Origin of the sequence: Paenibacillus yanchengensis (assembly GCF_042684845.1) — a bacterium.
In the GTDB taxonomy this organism is placed as follows: Bacteria; Bacillota; Bacilli; order Paenibacillales; family Paenibacillaceae; genus Pristimantibacillus; species Pristimantibacillus yanchengensis.
In genome coordinates this window covers 70,888-95,718 of sequence record NZ_JBHUMH010000063.1, presented here as the reverse complement: position 1 = coordinate 95,718, position 24,831 = coordinate 70,888, and the positions used below count along the sequence as shown (strand labels likewise).

General features: G+C 41.9%; 16 protein-coding genes. All 16 read left to right on the top strand.

What is annotated here, in order from left to right; translation table 11 throughout:
• Positions 1-70 precede the first annotated feature (70 nt).
• The 16 genes from ACFSTH_RS19390 (at position 71) to flgK (ending at position 24,826) form a co-directional block, all read left to right on the top strand.
• Positions 71-2,680 carry a hypothetical protein gene (locus ACFSTH_RS19390; RefSeq protein WP_377773747.1) on the top strand — a complete coding sequence of 870 codons (2,610 nt, stop codon included), beginning with the start codon at positions 71-73 and terminating at the stop codon, positions 2,678-2,680.
• 42 nt (positions 2,681-2,722) lie between these two features.
• Complete coding sequence (locus ACFSTH_RS19385) at positions 2,723-3,259, top strand: hypothetical protein (protein WP_377773745.1); 537 nt, start codon at positions 2,723-2,725, stop codon at positions 3,257-3,259.
• A 149-nt stretch (positions 3,260-3,408) separates the two neighbouring features.
• A complete protein-coding gene (locus tag ACFSTH_RS19380; RefSeq protein WP_377773743.1) occupies positions 3,409-3,687 on the top strand; it encodes a small, acid-soluble spore protein, alpha/beta type in 279 nt (92 codons plus the stop codon).
• A 189-nt stretch (positions 3,688-3,876) separates the two neighbouring features.
• Positions 3,877-5,079 (top strand): methionine adenosyltransferase, encoded by a 1,203-nt coding sequence (gene metK, locus ACFSTH_RS19375; RefSeq protein ID WP_377773741.1) that lies wholly within the window; start codon positions 3,877-3,879, stop codon positions 5,077-5,079.
• A gap of 157 nt (positions 5,080-5,236) precedes the next feature.
• The gene (locus tag ACFSTH_RS19370; protein ID WP_377773739.1) at positions 5,237-9,703 is read left to right on the top strand and encodes an Ig-like domain-containing protein; all 4,467 of its coding nucleotides are present in this window, start codon (positions 5,237-5,239) and stop codon (positions 9,701-9,703) included.
• Between the two features lie 246 nt (positions 9,704-9,949).
• Positions 9,950-12,655, top strand: a complete 2,706-nt coding sequence (locus tag ACFSTH_RS19365) for a stalk domain-containing protein (protein ID WP_377773737.1) — start codon at positions 9,950-9,952, stop codon at positions 12,653-12,655.
• Between the two features lie 85 nt (positions 12,656-12,740).
• A complete protein-coding gene (locus tag ACFSTH_RS19360; protein ID WP_377773735.1) occupies positions 12,741-13,961 on the top strand; it encodes a sensor histidine kinase in 1,221 nt (406 codons plus the stop codon).
• A complete protein-coding gene (locus ACFSTH_RS19355; RefSeq protein WP_377773733.1) occupies positions 13,924-14,652 on the top strand; it encodes a response regulator in 729 nt (242 codons plus the stop codon). Before ACFSTH_RS19360 ends, ACFSTH_RS19355 begins: the two co-directional genes overlap by 38 nt.
• 178 nt (positions 14,653-14,830) lie before the next feature.
• Positions 14,831-15,490, top strand: coding sequence for a hypothetical protein (locus tag ACFSTH_RS19350; RefSeq protein WP_377773731.1), 660 nt, complete (start codon positions 14,831-14,833; stop codon positions 15,488-15,490).
• A 538-nt stretch (positions 15,491-16,028) separates the two neighbouring features.
• Positions 16,029-18,332: a helicase-related protein gene (locus ACFSTH_RS19345; RefSeq protein WP_377773729.1), complete on the top strand. Its 2,304-nt coding sequence runs from the start codon at positions 16,029-16,031 to the stop codon at positions 18,330-18,332.
• 73 nt (positions 18,333-18,405) lie between these two features.
• Positions 18,406-19,389 (top strand): ComF family protein, encoded by a 984-nt coding sequence (locus tag ACFSTH_RS19340; protein ID WP_377773727.1) that lies wholly within the window; start codon positions 18,406-18,408, stop codon positions 19,387-19,389.
• A 161-nt stretch (positions 19,390-19,550) separates the two neighbouring features.
• Positions 19,551-21,626 (top strand): S-layer homology domain-containing protein, encoded by a 2,076-nt coding sequence (locus ACFSTH_RS19335; RefSeq protein ID WP_377773725.1) that lies wholly within the window; start codon positions 19,551-19,553, stop codon positions 21,624-21,626.
• A 205-nt stretch (positions 21,627-21,831) separates the two neighbouring features.
• Positions 21,832-22,257 carry a TIGR03826 family flagellar region protein gene (locus ACFSTH_RS19330; protein WP_377773723.1) on the top strand — a complete coding sequence of 142 codons (426 nt, stop codon included), beginning with the start codon at positions 21,832-21,834 and terminating at the stop codon, positions 22,255-22,257.
• 143 nt (positions 22,258-22,400) lie between these two features.
• The gene (flgM, locus tag ACFSTH_RS19325) at positions 22,401-22,670 is read left to right on the top strand and encodes a flagellar biosynthesis anti-sigma factor FlgM (RefSeq protein ID WP_377773721.1); all 270 of its coding nucleotides are present in this window, start codon (positions 22,401-22,403) and stop codon (positions 22,668-22,670) included.
• 32 nt (positions 22,671-22,702) lie between these two features.
• Complete coding sequence (locus ACFSTH_RS19320; RefSeq protein WP_377773719.1) at positions 22,703-23,203, top strand: flagellar protein FlgN; 501 nt, start codon at positions 22,703-22,705, stop codon at positions 23,201-23,203.
• 30 nt (positions 23,204-23,233) lie between these two features.
• The gene (gene flgK / locus ACFSTH_RS19315; protein ID WP_377773717.1) at positions 23,234-24,826 is read left to right on the top strand and encodes a flagellar hook-associated protein FlgK; all 1,593 of its coding nucleotides are present in this window, start codon (positions 23,234-23,236) and stop codon (positions 24,824-24,826) included.
• The last annotated feature ends 5 nt before the right edge of the window (positions 24,827-24,831 follow it).

Below are 24,831 nucleotides of genomic sequence, written 5' to 3'. Positions count from 1 at the left end.
CCTAAATAAACGAAACAAATACATCCTTTTTTGCGTCTATATAGGTATCACTAAAAAGGAGCAGTAGCTAATGAAGAGATTGAGGAATAATTCTATTATGCAAGGCTTGATAGTTGCGCTAGCATTTGTATTAGTGTTTGGATTAGGACAAGCTGCATTTGTGGATGCGGCCGCAAACAATAAGGCGAATGGCACAAAGCAAGCATCGTCATCATCTAAAGCGACTAGTACGGCTAAAGAGTCAAAAGCAGCACCAAAGGCGCCAGCGAAACCGGCAAGTCCTAAGCCATTCGCAGGTGCGAAAGTGAAAACTTTTCCGTTAAGTGCGAAAAGTTATATTCAATTGAAAGACGTTTACTTTAAGTATGGTAGTAAAGAAAAAGAAGTATATTTTACGTTAACTGTTTACAATGGCGATCAGAAAGCGATTGATTTTTTGGATTATTGGGTGGAATTGTATACAAGTGGCGGTTCTAAGTATCCGGTGAAGTCGTTTGCTGGTAATAGTAAGTCAGGGCAAGTTGCTCCGAAAACGTCGAAGGACTTTATTTTGCATGCGTCCATCGACCCGAGTATGTATTATAATCAATTAGTTTTCAAAATCGTGAAATGGGATTTTTCTGTTTATCCTGACTATACACGAGTAATTGGTGAGACGAAATTATCATCAAGCTATAATAATGCTGTTCCTACTAATCATTATTACACGGATAAAACAAACAATAATCAAGTGAAAACGTATTTGCAGCCAGGAGCAGTTATTTCACTAGGCTCTAAGCGACAAGTGGATTTGACTTGGCAATTAAATAATTTCGGTAAGTATGATTACCAATTGCCAGAATATCAGTTTTATTTGCGTACTAAAGCAGGGCATGTAGTAAAGATGTCACATCAACAAGTGGAAAAAGTATTAACGCCAGGTGGTAAGCTAGCTTACACACTGCGAACGTCTTTGCCAATCAGTACGAAGATGGCTGGTGCACAATTGTTAGTAACGACACTGGAAGGTGAAGCGAAAACAGAAGTTCCTAAAGCGATCTACAATATTGGTTGGGCGAATAGTAATCCGATTGTGGTAAACGAAAATAAAGCGGCTACTATTAAAGTGGGAGATAAGCCAGTTACAGCGCAAGTAATGAGTGTGTATGCTAACAACAATGATAAAGAAAGCAGCAGCATTACGATGACGATGAAGTGGCTGAATAAAGGGAAGCAAGCTGTACAGCTACCGGAATATAAATATGAATTGTTGGCATTAGACGGTACTCGTTATCCTGCTCAAGCAGCTGTAGCTGTAGAAGAAGGAAAAACGAATCAAGTAGTACCGAATATTGCTCAGGAAATAATGCTACAATCTACTATTCCAGCGAAGCAGAAAAAAGGGTTGAAACTTATTATTGTTCAGCCAGGAACAGAAGAAGATAAAACAGAGTTTGTAGCAGCAATGTTTAAATTGAAAGAACTTCAAGCACAAACAGGCGTATTAGTGAAAAATTATAAGAGTGCGCAAGGTAGCTTCGAGATTAAAATTGCACAAGCAGAACGTTTGCCATGGGGTAATCAAGATTTGCTAAACGCATTTATTGAAGTGAAAAATACAGGTTCGAAATCGCAAGCTTTACCGAAGCTAATAGCTGATTTACGTTTGAACGGTCAGTTGCAAGCAACAGATAAAGTAAACTTTATCCCATTGGGTAGCGTGGGAATGATCGAGCCGAAAGAGTCTGCTTATTTCGTAATTTCTACGAAAGTAGCTTATTCCTTCAAGCTGAACGAAATAAATGTTCAATTAACTGATGAAATTAGTGAAACGAAAAAGCAAACAATTGGCATATTTAAACTAGCTAAAATTACAGCTATTCCAGAAGTAGCAACGACAGGTATGATGAAAACAGACTTGTCCGGACGTAAAGCAACAATGAAGTACAATAATACATATTTGTTCGAGGGAGCAGATAACAATTTATTGTATGCACAGTTCGAATATGCGAACAATGAAAAACGTAGCAGCATGTTACCAGCATTGTCCGGCTACTTTAAAACAGCAGATGGTCAATATATTGAAGCAACATTTGTTAATGTGAAAGCTAGCCTTGTGCCAGGTGGTAAAGCATTATTAGTGGCGAAAGCACAAGTGCCGAAAAGTTTTGCCCATGATGGAGCGACAACATTAGTTGTTGGACAAGGTTTGACAGGCAAAGAATTCAGCAATGGTGAAGCTGCAGCTGATAGCTACATTGCCGCTCATCAATTCAAATTGCCAAAAGATCAAAATGTTGTAAGTGATACGTTGACGGAGTTAGCTATTGCACCATATACGTTCTCGTTAAACAAATTGAATGCTATGGTTAGTGACGTAGAAAATGTGAAACTAGAGATTAACTATTCGTTGCAAAAAGGAAGCATCTTCCAAGTGGCGGAAAAAGAATCGAAGCTTTATTTTGAAGTAACCAATGGGGAAAATGCTTATGGTGCTACTGTAAAAGTACTACCGACAGAAGGAGAAGGATTACGACTTGGGGAAAGTAAACAAATCGTTGTTCCTATTCAAGGGGTACGTGTTGGTAATACCGTATTAGGTGGCTTTAAACTAAACATTTATGAAGAAGTAGATGGTTATAAACGTTTAATTGGTTCAAAACCATTTGGTTCATATCAATTACTGCCACCAAGTCAGTAAATAGATGTATAGAGCAAGTCGGGAGAAGGGAACGAAACAACAATGAAATGGAATGCGATGAAAGTGACAAGCGCGGCACTACTCATCGCAGCTGGAGTAGGCATAGGTATGGTCATGGCCAAACCTGTGCCTGCTAGCTCTAGCTCGATGACCCCTGGTTCTGTCGATGACCCGGTAGTGACGAAAAGTTATGTAGATGAACAAATTAAAAAAGCGTTAGATGGTAAGACGGGCAATAATAATGGTGGCAATAGTGGTAGCAATAATAATGGTGGTAACTCCAATTCGGCTGGTAATACATCATCTGATGAGATTGAGATTGTCCAACTGCCTGTTGGCAAAGTGTTGATAGCAGATGGCGGAGCGGAAGCAGTAGTTCGTACAGGAGAAGCAGTCGCTTATAGTACAACTAGTGTTGGTATATCTGATCTAACTGCTGGTATCGATATTACAAATGGCAAAAAAGTTGCTAAAAACCATTTAATTTGGTTTCCACGCGATGGACGCGGAATTCAAGCAGCATCAGGTGCCAAAACTGGGCTGACGATTATGGTCAAAGGTAAGTATACGATTCAATAAATGTGGAGTAGATGCAATGATTTGAAAGTTATATTTTAGCATCTATAATATGGCTCGACTGACAGAAGATTATACGGGTAGGGTGGCGCAGGTGGAGCACACTAGATATGTAACAGTTATTATCTAATATACTTCGGAGGTGCTTAACCATGGCTCGTTCTTCAAAAATAATCGTTCCACAAAGTCGTGCTACACTTAATCAAATGAAATATGAAATAGCTAGTGAACTCGGATTAACTGATACTTATAGTATGCCGTCAAACGGCATGCAGGATACGGAATTTGCTTCTGAGCTGGGTACAGCTGGTGCAACAGGTAATGGAAAGTTAAATTGGAGCGTTATGAAGTCGCGTGAAGCAGGCTCTGTCGGCGGATTAATGACGAAACGATTAGTGGAATTGGCAGAACAGCAATTGAACCAATTGTAAATGTTTTATTTTATCTATTGCATAGGAATTCCATTGACACTAAGCGACATTTTCGTTATCATACTGTTTTAGAAGAGTTGTCTAACAACCTTTTCCCTTAGTGGAAAAGGTTAATTTTTTGTTCAAGGACATTGAACGTATATAGACGTTGGACTTATTCATTATTATCGTTATAGGAGGTTGATACGGATGTCGGTGAAAGGACGCCACTTATTTACATCAGAATCAGTTACAGAGGGTCATCCTGACAAAATTTGCGATCAGATTTCTGACGCAGTATTGGATGCATTTCTTGAAGCGGATCCTAATGCCCGTGTAGCTTGTGAAGTTTCGGTAGCTACAGGTCTTGTACTTGTAATCGGTGAAATTACTAGTCGTGCTGATTACATTGATATTTCGGCGATTGCTCGTCGTACAATTAAGGAAATTGGGTATACACGTGCGAAGTATGGATTTGACTCCAGCACTTGCGCTGTACTGACATCGATCAATGAGCAGTCAGCAGATATTGCACAAGGTGTAAATGCGGCACTGGAAGATCGTGAAGGTAGAGATATTAAGCTAGAGAACGAAGAAATTGGTGCAGGCGATCAAGGGTTGATGTTCGGGTTTGCAACGAATGAAACACCGGAATATATGCCACTTCCTATCGCACTATCTCACCGTATTGCTCGCCGCTTGGCAGAAGTACGTAAAAACGGTACATTGGCTTATTTGCGCCCAGATGGTAAAACGCAAGTAACGATTGAATATGTGAATGATCGTCCCGTGCGAGTAGATACGATTGTTGTTTCGACACAACACGCAGAAGAAATAACATTAGAACAAATTCAAGCTGATGTGATGGAGCATGTTATTAAACCAGTCGTTCCAGAAGAGTGGCTAGATAGTGAAACAAAATATTTTATCAATCCAACTGGTCGCTTTGTTATCGGTGGTCCACAAGGAGATGCTGGTCTTACAGGACGTAAAATCATCGTAGATACGTATGGTGGTTATGCTCGTCATGGCGGTGGTGCTTTCTCCGGAAAAGATCCAACGAAAGTAGACCGTTCTGCAGCGTATGCAGCACGTTATGTAGCTAAAAACATCGTAGCAGCTGGCTTGGCAGAAAAATGCGAAATCCAATTGGCTTATGCGATTGGTGTTGCTCGGCCTGTATCGATTAGTGTCGATACATACGGCACAGGTAAAATTGCTGATGATAAATTGGTAGAACTGATCGAAAACAACTTCGACTTGCGTCCAGCAGCTATCATTCGTGAGCTTGACTTACGTCGCCCCATCTACGGTAAAACAGCAGCTTACGGTCATTTTGGACGTACAGATCTTGACTTGCCATGGGAAAGTCTAGATAAAGTAGAAGCGTTAAAACAACAAGCAAACCAATAATTGGAACAATATATAAAAACGCTAGGCGTTTGGAATGAACTGTTTAACAGTTTGTTGCAGCGCCTTTTTTCGCATTTTTACATGGATATCTTCATTTTCGATAGTAAAACACCGATAAACGAGGTACGAGTGTAATTTGCGAGGGGAGTAATTTATAATGAAATTCAAAACCAAACGTGTCAGCTTTCTATTAGTCGTGATGCTGTTGCTATCTAGTGTTAACAGTTTGGCGTTTATGCAGCCACAGACAGCTTCTGCAGCAACTGATGGACCGAAAATCATAAATGTAGCACCAGCCAATAATATGACCGGTCTGAACCCGGAATCATTGCGTACATTTACAGTATGGTTCGATGAAGCAGTAGTAAAAAATAATGCACAAACGAATTATGTTACATTGTACAAAGCAACGAATAACAGTGTAGTAGGTGCTGTACCTATTAGCCAAACGAATATAAGCAACAATGGAACGGAAGTAACATTTAGCTTTGGCGGAAGTAATCTATTTGAATTGAATACTGCTTATTACATTAGAATAGATGGCGGTTCTTTCTTGAACAAAAGTAATAGTGCGGCATTTGTCGGCATTAACGATGCGGTAACATGGAGCTTTACGACAGCTGCAACTATTGATCAGCAGAAACCTAATGTGCAGACTTATGCACCAACGAATCAACAAGCATCTACCGATACATCGCTAACGATGACGTTCGATAAACCGGTACGTGCAGCGAGTGGATCGATTACGTTACAATCTGCTGTCGATAATCGGACTATTTCGGTTACTTCGACAGAAGTGTCTGGTAGCGGTACGAGTACGATTCGAATTAAACCATCACAATTATTAATTGCAAATACTGATTATACGGTGACCGTGCCAGCGGGCTCATTTCAAGATCTACAAGGCAATGCTGCGTCTGAGGTCAAATGGAGCTTTGCGACAGGGAAAGCGCCTGTAACGCTAGTAGGGAAGTCACCTCGCCATCATGAGCGGGATGTAGCTGTCCGACCAGCACTTGTGCTGACGTTTGACCAACCGATTCAAAAATTCACAGATAACAATACAAGCAAAATGATTGAGATAAGAAGAGTGAGTGACAATGGTGCTGTCTTCCGAGAAAGTACTCGATCCTCCAATATTGTCGTTCATCAGCAAACGGCAACGATTACGTTGCCATCTGATTTACAACCGAATACAGCGTATTACGTCTGGATCGAATCAGGAGCGTTTTATACAGCAGCCGGAGATTTTCCGGGCATTACATCGGCTTCGGAATGGACGTTTACAACAGGGTATGGCAATGACAGCATTGCACCAACGATAGATTGGAACAAAACGACGCCAGTTCGCAATGGAAGAATAGCAGGTTCCTCTGTTCCATTGAAAATAACATTTAGCGAACCGGTTTACTTAGGGACAGGTGATATTACGATCCGCCAATCTGTAGGCGGTGCTGTATTTCGCTCGATTCCTCTGCATTCATCTCGAATAACGGGTGCAGGAACGAATGAGCTAACGATTGATGCGAACAAAGCGATAGGTGGCGAGTCTGCTAAATATTTTGTCACTAATACGAAATATTATGTAGAAATTGGTCGTCACGCAGTGCAAGATGCAGCTGGCAACAAATTTGTGGGATTAGCTGGAGGGAATGATTGGTCGTTTACCATTTCTAGTGATGCAAATGCACCACAATTAGAAAGCTCAACACCAGCGAGTGGTTACCAGCCAGCAGCATTGAGACAACAGTTTACAGCAACCTTTAATAAACCCGTGAAAGTAGCTAATAGCGGTGAAATTCAATTACGCCCCGTGCAATCGAGCAACGGAGCGAGAAATGTAACTGTACATGCTTGGGTAGATGAGACGAATAAACGAATGATCCGATTTTCACCCTCTACTGACTTGGAACGCAATACAGAATATTACGTTTATATAGGGGAAACCGCCATTGAAGATATGGTCGGTAACTCGTTTGTCGGCGTTTTGAATGAATATCGTTGGCGTGTAACAACGATCGGTGGCGACTCGACAGCACCTTCTCTATCGACAGCAGAAGCGAGCGGGACGACCGTTAGACTTCTCTATAACGAAGCGCTCGATCCCGATCATAAACCGTCGGCAGGCTACTATTACGTTTCTGTTGGTGGAGTTGCCCGTAACGTAACGAAAGTAGACGTTGCAGGAACGATCGTAACGTTAACGGTGTCTGGCAGTTCGATCAGCAATTCACAGCAAGTGAAGATCTCCTATACGAAGCCTTCGCAAAACAAAGGGAGTGTGCGAGATTTATCCGGCAATGAAGCAGCTAGTTTTTCTAATTATGAAGTGAAAAATGGTTTTACGAATAAAGCGCCAACGCTGAAGAGTGGTTCAGCAAGCGGTAGTACTGTCATTCTCAATTTTGATCAAACGATTACCGATCCAGGTGCCTATGCGTACGCACAATTTACGGTCTATGTGAATGGCGTGTTTTTTACACCGACATCATTGTCTGTAAGTGGTAGCTCTGTTGTGCTGAATATTAATGGAACAGTGTACAGTAGTGATACAGTGCGAGTATCGTATCATCCAGGTACTGCTCCACTGGCGGGACAATCGGGATTGAGTGTGGCAGCAATTAGCAATTATACGGTATCACAGCCAGGTAGTGGTGGTAGCGGTGGTAATAATGGTGGTGGAGGCAATCAGGCGCAAGTTCCGCCTATATTGCAATATGTGACTGCGACAGGTACGACGGTGCAATTGAAATATACAAAAGTACTTAATCCTTATACAACGCCACCAGCGTCATTATACCGGGTAACCGTCGATGGGGTAGCACGTACGATTCAAAGTGTTCTTATATCTGGTGATACGATTACATTAACGTTACCTAGTCCTGTTACAGCGAATCAAGTGGTCAAAGTAACGTATAGCGGTTCTCCATCCTATGCAAATGATTATTACGGCTACTATGCATTTTCAATTACAGATATTACAGCTATAGGTGCTGGTAGTGGCTGGCAGCCAGGGTTACCTGCAACGATGCGCAGTGCGATTATTAAAGGAGCGGCGTTAACGCTCAGCTTTACTGAGACGTTACAACAATATCCGATTCCATCGAGTAGTTTATTCGTCGTTCGTGTGAATGATCAGATTCGAATGGTATCCTATGTTGCGATTAGTGCTAATAATGTCTCGCTTACTTTACCGATGCCAGTTGCAGTTGGTGATCGTGTGACGGTAACCTATACAAGTACTGATAGTGGGTTGAAAACATTAAGCGGCTCACAAATTGCGTCATTCTCCAATACAAATGTGGCGAATCAGACGACGCTTATCGATACACTTACTGGAGACTATGAAGTGATCGATACGAATGCTGTAGGGTTAAAATCATCCGCAGCAACGAAACAGTTAACGACATCACCATCCGGCATTTCGGTGAATAAATATACGATTATGAATGAAAAATTTATTACGGCAGTAACGACAGCCCACAAAGCAGGGATTAGTAATCCACGAGTTGTATTTCAAGTGCCTGGTACAGAGGGAGCAGCGGTAGTTGCACTATCGGTGGCGGCACTAGAGATGGCGTATAAGCAAAATGGTAATGCCAACTTTGCGGTTGCCTACGGCGATACGATATTCGAAGTACCTTTGCAGCAATTAAAGTTTGCAGAGCTAGCTAGATTTGGTAACGGGTCGTCGGTTGGTAATGAAGTTATTATTATGATCGAGCAAGGATCGAGTGACAAAACAGCAACTTTAGATCGACAAATGAAGCAAGCAAAAACATCATTACTCGGTGGACCAATCTATGTGCAAGTGGATATAAAAGGATACAACGAGCAAAAGCCGATTACTGATTTCACTAGTTACCTGACAGGAAAAATAACGACCTCTGCTACTATAAATCCTGCCCAGGCGGCGATCGTAACGGTAGATCCAGCGACTGGTTTGCTATCTTATGCTCCAACAACGCTTGGCAGAGATGGATTTAAGACGATAGCGACGTTCAAGAAGCCAGGTACGGGTGCTTTTGCCTTAGTGCAAAATACGAAGACGTTATCCGATTTGAACAATCACTGGGCGGCAAGTGAAGTACAGATGATGTTGCGCAAATCAATTGTAGATGGGCATAGCAATAGTAAGTTTGAACCGAATAAGTCGATTACGAGAGGCGAGTTTGCTACGTATATAGCAAGAGGATTAGGACTAGCGGGCAATCGAAGCGCAGCTGCTGCATTCAAAGATGTTAATACGAATACCGATATGGGTGCTTACATTGGTGCAGCCGCCAAAGCGGGAATTATTAAAGGCGTTACGAAAACATCGTTCAAGCCGAATGATAAGGTAAAACGAGAAGATATGGCGATTATGATGTTACGAGCAGCCCAGTTTACAGGGATAAATACGAAATTACCCGAACCGGTTAATGTTTATTTGCAACCATTCAAGGATGCTAACAAAATTAGTTCCTATGCAAAAAGCGCTATGGCACAAGCGATCCATCTCGGTGTCATCAAAGGGATGAATACTACAATATTAAGTCCCAAATCGAATGCAACTCGAGCAGAAGGCACAGTAATGATTCGAAGATTGCTAGAAAAAGTAGAGTTTTTAACTATAAAATACTAATTTTTTCATAATAGCTTCCATTAATAAAAAATTCTAATAATTACGTTTATAGCATTAGCAAATAGCTGCCACCTGTATGAAACTACAGGGATTTGGCAGCTTTTTTGTGATTTCATATCCTTTCTAGCTATGTTTTATTTATAGAGTTCGGCGTTTTACCAGAAATTTTCTAGTGGAAACGGAACTTTTTTATACCATTTGTAGTCTATAATAGAGATAAGATGAGATAGGAGAGTAATAAAACAAATGAAAAACCAGTTGAGCATCCTTAGTCGTTACCTTCGCACTACTGGCAAAAAAGCGATTGTTGTCACTTTGGGAGCAGTAGTGATTGTCCAGACAGTTGGCACTTGGTTACCGCAGCAGTTTACTGGTGGACAAGCGCCATATGTAGTTGCCGCCGCATCGTTGCAGAAGAAACAAGAGTCCGTTATTACAGCAGGAGCCAAACGTTATGATTATACGTTTACGACAAAACGTGGCAAATCAACAGTGAACACGAGTGTTCATGTCATTGAAGTCAACCTCACGAATCCTCATGTATCACTTAATACAATCAGTGGCAAAAATAATCAAGTAGCTGCCAAAAACACGATTCTAAATATGGTCAAAGATAATAATGCAGTAGCTGGCATTAACGGTGATGTGTACGTCATGTCGAATGAAGGAGCACCGCTTGGTGCACAAATTACAAGTGGTTCGTTATTGTCTACTCCATCACGCTTGCAAGGCATGTACGCCTTCGGTGTAACGAAAGATCGAATAGCAACTATTGATACATATGCTTTCGAAGGAGCAGTAACGGCAGTTAATGGTGCAACATTTCCTTTGACCGGTATAAATCAATCGGCTTATGTTCCAGAATTAGGTGGCACGATCAATAGTCATTCCAATGCGATGTTTATTTATACGAGTGCTTGGAACGGAGCGGAACGACCAGCGAAGTCAGGAACAACTCCGACAGAAGTGTTAGTAGTCGATGGTATTATTCAAAATATATCTAGCGGTACTCCGCTACAAGATCCAATTCCTGCTAATGGCTATATTTTACGTTCACATGGGGAAGCTGCCAAATTCGTGCAAAGTAATTTACAAATCGGAGATGCTTTGACCTCTACTTATTCGTTGAAATCAGCGACTAGCGGCAAAGCAGTTGACCCTTCATCGTTCGAAATGATGATTGGCGGACATACGATTTTGGTTGATCAAGGTAAAGCGGCTAAGTTTTCACGAAACGTAGCTGGAGTAAGCGGTAATTCTTATACGTCAAGATCAGCGGTCGGCTATTCGAAAGATGGGAAAAAAGTATATTTAATTACGAGCGAACGTAACGGCTCTAATACAGGACTAAGTCTATCTGAATTGCAGAAAGTGATGGTAGAGTTAGGGGTATTCAAAGGGATTAACCTCGATGGCGGTGGATCGACGACGATGATTGATCGTTCCTTAGGACACTTTGCTGTTACACAGTCTCATCCTGTCCAGCAAGGGTCGATGCGTAGTGTAGCGAACGGGATTGGCGTATTTACGTCAGCACCGCAAGGCAAGCTGGAAGGTATGCTTGTAGCAGGAGATGCTACCGTGCTTATCGGGCAATCTACGGAACTTAGTCTTAAAGGCTATGACAACTACTACAATCCGCTAGATATGAGTAGTGTAGCTGTGAAATGGTCAGCAGATGCTGCAATTGGTAAGATGAATGGCAATCAATTCGTCGCTACAAAAGCTGGTCAAGGAACAATTACAGCAACAGCTAATGGGGTAAAACAAAAGCATTCGATCGAAGTTGTCGGTGCAGCACAAATTGATTCCATGAAATTAAACGTTGCAGTTCCGAAATTAGAAGCGGGCAACCGTTTTGAAGTGCCAGTAGTCGTTACATTGAAAAATGGCAAAACCTATAACGTTAACGGCGATCAGTTAGAATGGGAGTTCATCGGCTTCAAAGGGAAATTTGAAAAAGGTGCTATTCACATTCAATCCGTTGATCCAAAAGCAGAGAGCGGTTATGTCATTGCTCGATATGATGGATTCGGAGCGATGTTGCCAGTTGTCAAAGGTGAAAGTGCAGTCATCATTGATGACTTTGAAAATAATCGTAACAAAGTGACGGCTCAAGTTGTACCAAAGGGTGTAACGAGTGGAAATGCTCAAATAGTAACGAAGTTGCCAGCTGATAAAGCAGGTAAAGGATTAGAAATTAGTTATGATTTCTCACAAGGAACAGGAACGAGAGCGTCTTATGCTGCATTTGGCGATAATGGTGGCATCGTCCTTCCGGGTACGCCGACAGCATTGACGATGGATGTGTATAGCGATAGTAGTAACAATTGGCTCCGGGCAGAAGTGATAGATGCGAATAACAAACTTCATTATTTGGATATTGCCAAAAAGCTGGATTGGAGCGGCTGGAAAAATGTTCGAGCTGATCTTCCGGCAAGTGGCTTAGCGTATCCTCTTAAATTGAAACGTGTATATGTTGTCACCGTAGATAAAGCAGTAGATCCGAGCAAAGCGGCAAGTGGTCAAGTTTATATCGATAATATGAAAGTACTATCTTCGACTGTCGTGGCACAAACGAACCAAGCTAAAATAGAACTGACACTTGGGAAGAAAGAAGCTGCTGTTAATGGTAGCAAAGTATCACTCGATGCTGCGCCAGTACTAAAGGGTAATAGTACGTACGTTCCACTTCGGTTTATATCGGAGATGACTGGAGCAGATGTGAAATACGATAATAAGCAAAAACGAGTAACAATTATTCACGGTAGCAATTTTATCGAGATGTACATCGGGAAAAAAGAGTATGTGCATAACGGAAAACGACTAGTGTCGAAAGTAGCACCATATATTGAAAATACTCGAACACTTGCACCATTACGCTTCGTATCTGAGCAATTAGGTTTAAAAGTAGGCTTTAACAATGCAACAAAAAAAATAACGATACAGTAAAAAACGATATAGCAAATCAGAGATCGTTCGTAAGTCTTATGATATGATAGAGCTAAGAACTTTATCTGAAGAAGGGGTACCGTCAATGGACCATCTTACTATTGATCTGGAAGAAGTACTGACAAATACGATTAATATGATGGAAAGCAGTAAACAGCAAATCTATCACATTTATAATCTAGCTCGTCAAGAAATGGAAGCCATACAACAGGAACTAGAACAAGTATTGCAGGAGACAAGAGCAGTTATCGAGAAAGTCGATCAACTAGAGCTTGACTATCGTTATTCTCGTATTAAGCTGACGGAAGTTAATCGAGACTTTGAACGTTACAACGAATACGATATGAAACAAGCATATGAAGCTGCTACTACTATCTATAGTGAGCTACTCGTATTTCGAGAGAAAGAGACGAATCTGAAGTCACGTAGAGACGATCTGCAATATCGGATTCAAAGTGCAGAACAATCAATAGAACGAGCAGAGATGCTAGCATCGCAAATGAACGTTGTGCTTGAGTATATGTCAGGAGACTTAACACAGGTTACACGTATTATTGAATCTGCCCAATCGAAACAATTGTTAGGGCTCAAAATTATTTTGGCGCAAGAAGAAGAGCGCAAACGGATGGCACGTGAAATTCACGATGGACCTGCCCAGACGCTTGCTAACCTCGCCTTGCGAACCGAAATTGCCGAACGAATGTTGCTCAAAGAGCAGTTCGAACTTGTTCAGCTAGAGCTTTCTGATTTGAAAGGGCAAGTACGTGCCGGTCTAGAGGAAATAAGGAAAATCATCTTCAATCTTCGTCCAATGGCTCTCGATGATTTGGGATTAGTACCAGCGTTACGCAAATTTGCTCATGATTTTGAAGAAAAAACAAAAATTTTAGCTCAATTCGAAAATGAGGGCAGAGAGTCTCGGTTGCCATCAGCAATTGAAGCGGCGGTATTTCGACTGGTGCAAGAAGCATTTTCTAATGTGGCCAAACATTCCAAAGCTACTCGTGTTGTACTAAAGCTTATATTTACCGCAAAAGCTGTGTCTGTGCTAATTCAAGATAACGGCATCGGTTTTGGACAGGACAAACATGGATCTGCTGGCAAACAAGCGAGCTTAACGAAAAGTGGTCGTTTCGGACTAGTAGGTATGCGGGAGCGGGTGGAATTAATCAATGGACACATTGAATTTAAATCCAAGCTTGGAGAAGGTACTAAGATAATGATTGCTATACCAATAACCTCAGACACTGGGAAGGAGAATGGTCTCAATGAATTTAAATCCAGATTCTACAAAGGAAAAAATTAAAATATTGCTAGCGGATGATCATCAATTATTCCGTGAAGGCTTAAAACGTATATTGAATATGGAAGATGATTTAGAAGTAATTGGTGAATGTAGCGATGGAATACAAGTGCTAGAATTTTGTCAACTACAGCAACCAGAAATTGTATTGATGGATATTAATATGCCGATCGAAACAGGGGTAGCTGCAACCGAAAGATTGCAACAAGCTTTTCCCGAAATCAAAGTAATCATTCTATCGATTCACGATGATGAAAGCTATGTATTCGAAGCACTGCGAAAAGGAGCGAGCGGCTATCTGCTCAAAGATATGGAAGCGGAAGCGCTAATTAACGCAATTCGTTCTGTATCCCATGGCGACTCATACATCCATCCAAAAGTAACCGGAAAGTTGATTCATCAACTGCGCCGCATGACCTACTTGGAGGAATCCGGCTCTGTTGTAGCGCACGTTACTGGCAGCGAACGATTTAAACATATGAGTAAAGAAGAAAGCCCGCTTACTCGTCGTGAAGTAGAAGTACTGCGCTTGATGGCAGAAGGAAAAAGCAATCGTTTGATCGGAGATCACCTCTTCATCAGCGAAAAAACAGTCAAAAACCATGTCAGCAGCATCCTGCAAAAAATGGAAGTCGATGACCGTACCCAAGCTGTCGTCAACTCAATTAAAAATGGCTGGGTAACGTTGCAGTAACAATAAAATAGAGCCAACTGTTGTAGAAACGCAATGTCAAAATTTCTCGCGAATTGAACTGTGAGATGGAAGCCATGCGACATACGACAGTTGGTTTTTTTGCGTGCTTAATCCATCGTAACCGTCAGGGCGTTTGCCGCATATAGTGGAGTAGTGGAAGGAGAAGGAGGAATCCGCTATGTGGGTAATTTTATTAGCAGTCTTAGGTTGCTACGCCCTCGCCGGTTTGTTAGTACATGCGCTGTACTGGTTAGAGTCGAAAATGATAAACATTAATATAGAAGCATCACCTAATGATTCCAGCAACGATAAAACTGATGTTACGACAACAAAAGTTGAAACAGAGAGTAATGACCTAGAAAATCGAAAGTCTCAACAAGCTAGCGATTCACACCGATCTAGTCGATTTTACCAATCTCGTCAATCGTGTCAATCTCGAATGAAGTTCCATTTCCATTTACGGCGGCAAAAAGAAAGGCATTTTATTTTTATTTTAGGAATCTATCCTTCCGATATAGAATGGCATCTACGCTCCCTCTTTGCTTTTTCGAGACTAACTGGTCGTAATGTTAAATTAACTATTATTCATCACCACCTGTCATCCGAACAACGAAAGCTTATAGAGAAATTTTCACAAAAATACGGAGATATTACATTGTTTGGGGATGAGCTAATCGATGGAAATGAGCATGTAAGCGTATGGCAGCTGCTCCAGTCTACTGCATCGGATCGACGCAAGCAACTACTTATTCACGCACAAATAATTACTCCGAACGCTAAAGTTATTATTGTTGATCTTAACAAAGAAGAAGACTTGCAGCAGTTGCCCTACTACTGATCACCTATCGTTAAACTACTTTTATCGCGTATCCCTTTAGCTCAGTGGCATTCAGTTAAATGGTATATCCCCATGGCTCAGTGGTAGGTATATTACAGTATATATGGTATATCCCCATGGCTCAGTGGTAGGGACTTTACAGCATAAATGTCGTATCCATATCGTTCAGTGATTGTAATTTTAAGCCTACTGAGTAAAAGGGATACGGAAATAAAGGGAAGAATAGCTACGAGGACGTTGTCAAAAGGAAGAAGTGTTTTCTTTTATGATGCGTTGTAAAAATAGGAGATGGCGTGAAAATATACTTGTACGCATTCCTGCCAGGTTATATAATAACATTATGTGAAGCACACTGACGGCGAATAATCGCTTTTGGTGTGCTTTTTCTATTTACTGAGTAAAAGGGATACGCCTTGAAGTGATGAAATAAAGGAATAGTCTTGAAAGAAACAATATGAGGGTACAGTGGCGATGATAACAATAGTGGAAACGAGAGCATGAATGAGGATGAAGGGAGTGAAGGAAGCTGCGGGCACATGTGTATGTTATACAGACTGGGAAAGGTTGGAGAGCGTATACGAGTCATAGTATAGAGGTAGATGTTCACTATTGGTATGGAGATATCGCGGATAGGTTGCAAGAAGAGGACAAGTTGATTGGCGCTGGACAAGGCTGGTTGTTCACTTATACTATATCGTTTCGTCAAGCGCAGCGGATTGCTTACATGTGGAATCGGAGGGAGGAAACTCATGTTCAAAAGCAGCTTGAGAAAAAAGCTTCAACTTCTCCAACTGCGATGAGGCACCGTTTTTTTAAGCTTGTGAAACAAGTATGTACGGAAAATTACGATGAGCAATTTAGTGCTTCGAAAAGGAAAAGTCAAAATGATGGGGATCAAGTGTACGACACGCATTTGAAGGATGGTGAATATGAGCGGTGGCAGAAATTTCGTGAACAACACGAAGATGAATCGCTGAAATTTGAACAGGGAAGCGATCTTGAGCGTTCACAAGCATTACGTTATACAGCTGTAGCGGTCAGATCTGTGTTTGCTTTAGGGGAAAAAACGGTTTGTGTTGATTTGCAGCAGTATGGGGCGGGGAAAAGCTGGACTACCGAACAAGCGACACAACTTTTAAACAAGGTGTTAGATACAAGTCACTTATTGCAAGGGCGTTCGTTATTGGCAGAGGAAGTATTAGATATATTTGGTGTAGGTGCGGACAGTGTATTGAAAGCGAATACAACGAAAGTGGTAAGTGATATAGCAGAGGGGATGGCTGTTGTGCAGCTTGCCTTTTTAATAGAAAAATGGCAGAGAAGTACGGCGTTAGAAATGCTTGAGGATTTGCCTAGGCAACCACTCTCGTTCTTTCAGCGGACGCTATCTCTACGATATCGTTGTTTGCGATGTGGAAGTATGGAGTATATTCGCTATTCTAACTGCGCTTCGTGCGGAGAGTCGGCTTGTGCTTATTGTGAACAATGTTTAACGATGGGGCGTAGTCGAGCGTGTACGTTGCTGGTGCAAGGTGGAGGTAATTCCAATATGCGGATGTATCAATTTAAAAGAAAAGTAAGTCAAACAGTTACAGTAGAAAAAAAGATGAGTATGGAGCGATTGGCACGATTAAAGAAGTGGGGGTTGAGTCCAGCGCAGACGGATGCGGCGTTATCGGCGTTACAGTATATAGAAGAGGCGCAAATGGAGCAAAGTGGGCAGGGCAATAGAGCGAGAACCGGCTTCCAAACTAACATTAGTGATAGATTTCGATATGAATTTGGCAGGCAGAATGGTGCTTATTCAAAGTATAAAAATCAATGCCTTCTGTGGGCAGTGACTGGTGCAGGGAAAACCGAGATGGTTTTTCCGTTAGTAGAGTCGGTGGTGCTTCGGGGTGGTAAAGTGCTAATTGCAACGCCGCGGCGTGATGTAGTAATCGAACTTGATCCTCGTTTGCGCCGGGCATTTCCTGATTATCGGGTGACGACTTTGTATGGTGGTAGCGAGCAACGCTGGGAACAAGGAGAAATTACGATTGCGACAACGCATCAGTTGCTACGTTTTTCTGCTAGTTTTGATTTGGTTATTATAGATGAATTAGATGCATTTCCTTATGTGAATGATCCTATGCTCCATTATGCGGCGGCGAAGGCGGCACGGAAATCAGCAGTGCGGATATTTTTGTCCGCCACACCACCTCGGGAGTTGCAACAAGCAGCCAAAAGAGGTCAACTTGCTCATGTGAGAGTGCCCGTTCGTTATCATCGTCATCCTCTTCCTGTTCCGCAAATGATAGTGACTAAATCTGTTTCCACCATGTTGGTAAATCGTCAGCTTCATCCCCAATTGCTGCAAGCGATACAGCGAAGTTGGCGGCGTGGTGCGCAGTTGTTCGTTTTTTTGCAACGAATTGAACAGACAGAGCCGTTTGCTATTTTACTAAGACAGTTATTAAGGAAGGTCGGGCTTGGTAAGGAGGAGTTTACGATAGCAGCCACATCGTCTCAGGATAAAGAACGGGCGAGTAAAGTAGACCAGTTTCGGAAGTGTACTATTCGTTTACTTGTAACAACGACTATATTGGAGCGGGGAGTTACGATTCCTCGGAGTGATGTTTATATTTTGGATGCGGATGGGGCATTGTTTGATGAAGCGTCATTGGTACAAATGGCAGGGCGAGCGGGGAGGTTGGCGGATGATCCTGAGGGGAAGGTATATTTTTGTGCAGAGCATTACAATGAAGCGCAGCGCAAAGCGATCAAACAGATACGTCAAATGAATCGAATAGCAAAACGGAAAGGGTACTTGTTATCAGAGAAACAACAAAGATCAGTATAACAAAAGGTGCGGTTAAGACGATTTCTGGGGTATATTTAAACTGGAAAGGTATAGGGACAATATGGGGATCAAGTTGCAGGTCAAACAATCGTTCTACAGTAATGTGCAAAAGAGCTGGCGTAAAGGGTGGCAAGAAGTACTGGGATTGCTTAGCCCGGCTCAACAGCGTTGTGAACAGTGTGGTTATTTGTATACAGCAGTGAGGGAGAAAGAAATATCTTTTGACAAACAATTAGTATCGTCTGCCCCACTATCCTCCGCTTATCGCTATGCTCATGGGCATACGCTGATTCGCTCTTTACTCACATCTCGCCTAGCGCTCTGCTTATCATGTTGTGCAACAATTCCGTGGCAGAAAGAGATTCGTTGTTTCGTATGCGGAAAAGCGGAGCAATGTTTGGATTGTGAGCGGCGGAAGCGGCGTTATTTTGTTTGTAATCGCAGTAGTGTGCAGTATGATGAACGGATGAAGGAGTGGCTAGCAGCATATAAATATCGTGGCAATGAACAGCTACTAACTAGGCTGGCTCCTATGCTTGCAGCTAGTTTCCACCAATTAACCGATGAAATAATAAGTAGAGAGCGCCAGCATATGGCGAAGGCAACGACATCGTCACCGATAGTTGTCCGAGAGTGTTGGGATGCCATTGCATACGTTCCGCTTAGTGAAGTGAGGTTAAATGAGCGAGGGTTTAATCAAGCGGAGCAATTAGCACAGTGGTTGGCGAAGCGGTATGATCTTCCTTTATTACGAGCGGTAGAACGGATCAAGCATAGTGTTAAAATGAGTTTACAGCCGAGAGTAGGTCGAGTAGAAAATGTTGCGAACGTTTTTCAGGGATGTGCGGAGCAATTACAGTTGTTTTATTACTTTTTATCTACAAGGAAAAGGGTAGTAAAATCGTCGGACAAACGCCCGATCAGATTGTTATTAATAGATGATGTTTACACGACGGGAACGACAGCAAATGCTTGTTGTGAAGCGATTATTCGGACAGCGGCGCAGTGTGGTTTGTCGCAGGTGGAGCTGTATGTTCTTACATGGGCAAGGTCCTAGTTGAAACAAGACAATATCGTTGGTAGAGTTATAGTAATATATCAGTATTATATCAGTATTGCATCTGTATATTGTTCATAGAGTACGAGTACTATGAAAGTAGGTTAGTGGTGCTGTTTTAACTAATCTTTTCGAAGAGGAAGAAAGGGTGTTAGATTCGTTTGTTACCAAATACTCGCCAGCGATCACATGCAGTGAAGTTACCTTCACATTTTAAGTTACCGTTACTGTTGAAGCAAAAGGTACATCAGAAGTCGACTCTACAACTCGTGCTACATGGCGTGATTGGGTTGGCTGTTGTAATCATTGTTGGTTTGAGTGTAGTTTATCCGCAAGGGCAAGTGGCGGCGGAACAAGCAGCTTCAGTTGAGCATGAAAAGTTAATAGTATCAGCAAAACGTCCAGTGCAAGTAGAAAGCCAAATAAAGCAGGAGAAATCACCACAAGAGCAACTGATGGCGCGTTCCAAATATGATATTGCGGTGCAGTGGAGCAAATATAAGCCGTTCGATATTGGCGGCGAATATATGGCGAATTCCACGATATTCGAGCAGAAGCCGCAGCTGACCACACCTTATAAGGCGGGCAAGTTGAAAAAGGTGTATGTGGAGGATGGGCTAAAGGCGGTTAATTTTGTACGTTATTTGGCAGGAATTCCGCATGACGTTACGTTAGATTGGACGCTAGAACAGCAGCAACAAACAGGGGCATTGGTGAATGCATTGAATGAGTCGATGAGTCATACGCCAAATAAACCAGCACAGATGGCACAAAAGCAGTATGAGCAAGGGTATAAGGCAACGAGCCATAGTAATATATATTACGGTAGCCCGACGTTGTACGATAGTGTCATCGGGTATATGTCTGATCAGGACAGTACGAACATTAAAAATGTTGCGCATCGTCGCTATATTTTGAACCCGTGGATGAAGCAAACGATGTTTGGATTTGTGTTTGCCAAGCCTAAAGCGAATGCAGTGTCCTATAAAAATGGTGTGCCGCACTCTGCCATGTATGTGATGGATAATAGTCGAGAAGCATCGACGTTTACTTACGATTATATTAGTTGGCCGGCGGCTGGTTATTTTCCCGAGGAAGTATTTGAGGAGCAAGATCCTTGGTCTGTTTTACTTCATCCAGAAGTGTACAACAATAAACGAACGAGTCAGATTACGGTGGAGCTGGTACGGGAGCGAGATCAGAAACGATGGCGGTTTGACAAAAATAATCGCGATACGTCAGGCAAATATTTTAATGTAGAGACGAGTGGGTATGGTAGCCCGTTTGCTATTATATTTCGACCGGATGCGGTCGGAGAGTTTGCTGAGGATGATCGATTTACGGTGCTAATTAGTGGACTATTTAAACAAACCGGTGAGCAAGCAGAAATTTCGTATGAGACAACGTTTTTTCCATTGTTACATTCTTTAGTGCCACGAGATATGATTACGATGGAAGTCGGTGAAACATTACAGCCGTTGGTGGCGAATGGAGCAGCGAAATCGGCATCCCGTTGGAAGAGTTCTCAGTCAAAAGTAGTAAAAGTAGATTCCAATGGTAAAGTGACGGCATTAGCTCCTGGTCAAGTGAAGCTGCAATATAACAATTACTTTGATACGCAAAGCTATGTACATATTGTTGTGAAGCAACCCAATTCGTACGATCGTGTAAGTAAGTGGGCGCAGCCAACAGGGAAAAAAGCTCGTGAAGCGGGTTTGCTACTTACGAAACAAAGCTATGGTTATCAAGGGAGTATTTCACGTTATGATTTTGTGGAAATGGCAGCTCAGCTTGTAGAAGTGGTGTCACAACGGCAAATAATGATGGAGCAATATGAGAGTGTTGCAACGCCATTTAAAGATGCCAAAGCTCCAGCTATTCATTGGGCTTATCAACACGGGATAGTTAACGGGACAAGTCAAGAGCTATTTTCGCCAAAGCAAACAGTCAATCGCGAGCAAGCAGCGACGATTTTACTTAGTTTATACCGTTATTTGGATCAAGAAATTGGGACACCAGCACAACAAAACACTGTAACGCAGTTCCGCTATGTAGACGATGATGCTATATCGAGCTGGGCGAAAAGTGCCATTTATGAGGCAGAGAAGTTAGGTTTGTTAAAAGGAGATTATGAGCAATATTTTCATCCGAAAGCTTTATTTACAAAAGAACAGACAATTGTTGCGATGTATCGGTTGTTTCAACAATTTTCTCCCTATGAGTTAGGGAAAGGTTGACAACATTCGACAATTGAGGAAAGGTAAATGATACAGAGCTGTGCAGATGCTGCAGCCTGGGTTGTTTACCTTTTTAAATGTTTCAGTTATAGTAGTCATTTCTCTAATAATCAGTGGCGTAAATGCCGATAAAAGTAGTAGTGAATGGATAGTGCGTGAAGTACTATATTATATAGTAAACGTCTAGTGAAGGAGGCTAAAAGTTATGACTTTAGATAATTGTCCTCGTTGTGGTAAGCTATTTGCCAAAAATTTTCGGGATGTGTGTCCGCATTGTATTCGAGAAATTGATCAGGAATATGAACGTTGTGCCGAATATTTGCGTAAAAATAAAGGAGCTTTCATTGTAGAGTTGTCCGAAGAAACTGGCGTAACGATCAAACAAATATCGAAGTTCGTTCGTGAAGGACGTATTTCCATCGCTGATGCACCGAACATGACTTATCCGTGTGATTCCTGTGGTACGATGATTCGCAATAGTCACTTGTGTGACGCTTGTAGAACTCGTCTGGTGAAAGATACGAATGAATTACGCCGAACGGAAGATCGTGAGAAAAAGTTAGAGCAAGAACTGTTGGATAAGAAAAAACAGATATATAAAGGGTTAGATAGCTACAAAAATCGAGACTGATAGTTAAATTGCTCTAAACTAAAATTATTTGACAACCGATAATACCATTAACATAGATGAAGGAAGACCGAGAATAGCAACAGGATAAACGTAGGTAGCGCAACGGGTTGCTCCGTATTTTTGGTTATAAATGAGGTGAAGTGATGAAGATTAATGAGAGCGGCAGAGTGAGTGGCATAGCAAATCCATATAAATTACAGCAAGAAATGCGTGCAGAACAATTCGGAACGAAACGTCGCAAAGATGAAGTACAAATATCGCCGGAGGCGAAAGAAATGTTGCAAAGTAGCCAACTTAATCAAGCCGAGCGCAGTAAGCATATTGAACAATTGAAGCAGTCTGTAGCATCAGGCACGTATCATGTAGAAGCGGGAAAAATTGCAGAAAAATTATTGCCGTACTTGCGTTCTTAATATAGTTTCGAAAGAAAGTTAGAGGTGGTACGATGTCATTCCGCGAGCTTGCCGATACGCTTATCTCCATGAAACATATGTATGAGTCGTTGTACGATATTGCAATGCAAAAGCAACAAGCAATAAAAAGCAATGAAATTACTGCTTTAACGACATTTGTAGCGCAGGAGACAAAGCTGGTCAAAACGTTGGAAGAGCATGAAGCTAGTTTCAAAGCAGTGGCGATCACATTTCAGCGAGACAAAGGGCTTCGTCCCAAATTGAAAATTAATTTAAGTGATTTGGTAAAGGTAGTATCTCATCCAGAAGAAAAACAAGAGTTGATACAGTTGCAGCAACAGATTGAAGATATTACAAGACGACTGCAAGCAGAAAATGAACTGAATCAACTGCTTATACAGCAATCGTTAGATTTTGTAAATGTGACATTGGATGCTGTCCTTGGGGCAGATGAAGAAGAATATACGTACAAAAAACCTACCATGCATGTGGAAACGAATAAACGTAGAGGTATTATCGACCACAAAGCTTAGAAGGATGAAGAAGGAGGGTGTGCGCTAGTTATGAGATCAACATTTCATGGACTGGAAACGAGTAAACGTGCGTTATTTACGCAATCAACAGCACTTAATACGATGGGGCATAATATTGCGAATGCTGCAACGGAAGGCTACAGTCGGCAACGTGTTAATATGGCTGCGGGAAGACCGCTTGCTTTTCCAGGATTACAACGTGAGAATACGCCAGGTCAGCTAGGGACAGGTGTCGTGTACACCAGTATAACGAGAGTACGGGACAACTATCTTGATTTGCAGTTTAGAAGAGAGAATCAGCAATTAGGTATGTGGGATGTACATGACCAAGCGCTGAAAGCAATCGAAAAAATTATTAATGAACCGTCCAAGAGCGGTTTAAGTTCGGTTATGGATAAATTTTGGAACTCACTAGAAGTATTAAATCGTGACCCACAGCTGTTGAGTGCACGAATTGATTTTATCGGATCAGCAACGAATATGGCGAATACTTTGCATCATATGGATACATCATTAGATACACTGCAAGCGGATGCGGAGCGAAATATTGAGATTAAACTTGGGCAAGCGAACAGCTTAATTAACAATATTGCGCAACTTAACGATACCATTCGCAAAACAGAGCGGATGGGCGATCACGCTAACGACTATCGTGACCAACGCGACCTATTATTAGATCAGTTAAGTGGAATCGTTGATATGCAATATACGGAAGATCCGAATGGAATGGTATCTGTCTACGTATCGGGTAATCAAGTGGTGAATGGCATTACGGCAACTCCGCTTGAACAAGGTAGTGTAGCTGCCATTACATCTGGTGAAATTGCTGGTTACAAAAAAGCGATAGATGAAGTAAACAAAACAAGAAACCAACTGAACGGATTAATCGATACTTTAGTAAATGGAAAAGTGGATATTACACTACCCAATGGTTATACGACTAATATAGATCGAGTAGCGAAAAATGACGTAGAAGTCGAAGATGCAAGCGGCAATAAACAAACGATTACAGCTGGCAATACGATACCAGCAGGAACGACGATTACATCGAGCGTTACATTTGAAGTGAATGGCTTTAATGGTGTTCATGAACTTGGCTATACGATGGAAAAACCGTCAGGAACAGGACTACCATTTTTTACAACAACGGACGGTAGCGGTACGTTTAACATTTCGAATATTCAAGTGAATCCGGAAATTGCCGCAGATACCAACAAAATAGCAGCGTCTGGCAAATACGAGTTAGATACCAATGGCAATATGGTTACGATAAGAGGTAATGGCGATATTGCACATGCACTGGCTGGACTACGTGACAAAACGTTTACTTATCCGAGTGGTCAAACATCGCTATCTGAAGGAACGACAGACGATTTCTTCCGGGCAATGGTTAGTGAGCTTGGAACGTCAGCTAACAATGCAACTCGTAACTATACCAACCAAATGAACTTGGTGGATGGTGTAAACTTTAGAAGATCAGCAGTAAGTGGTGTAGACACCAACGAAGAAATTGCCGATATGATCCGCTTCCAACATGCCTACAACGCTGCGGCTCGTAATATGACCGCCATCGATGAAATGCTCGATCGTATCATTAATCAGATGGGTGTAGTTGGACGTTAAATAGG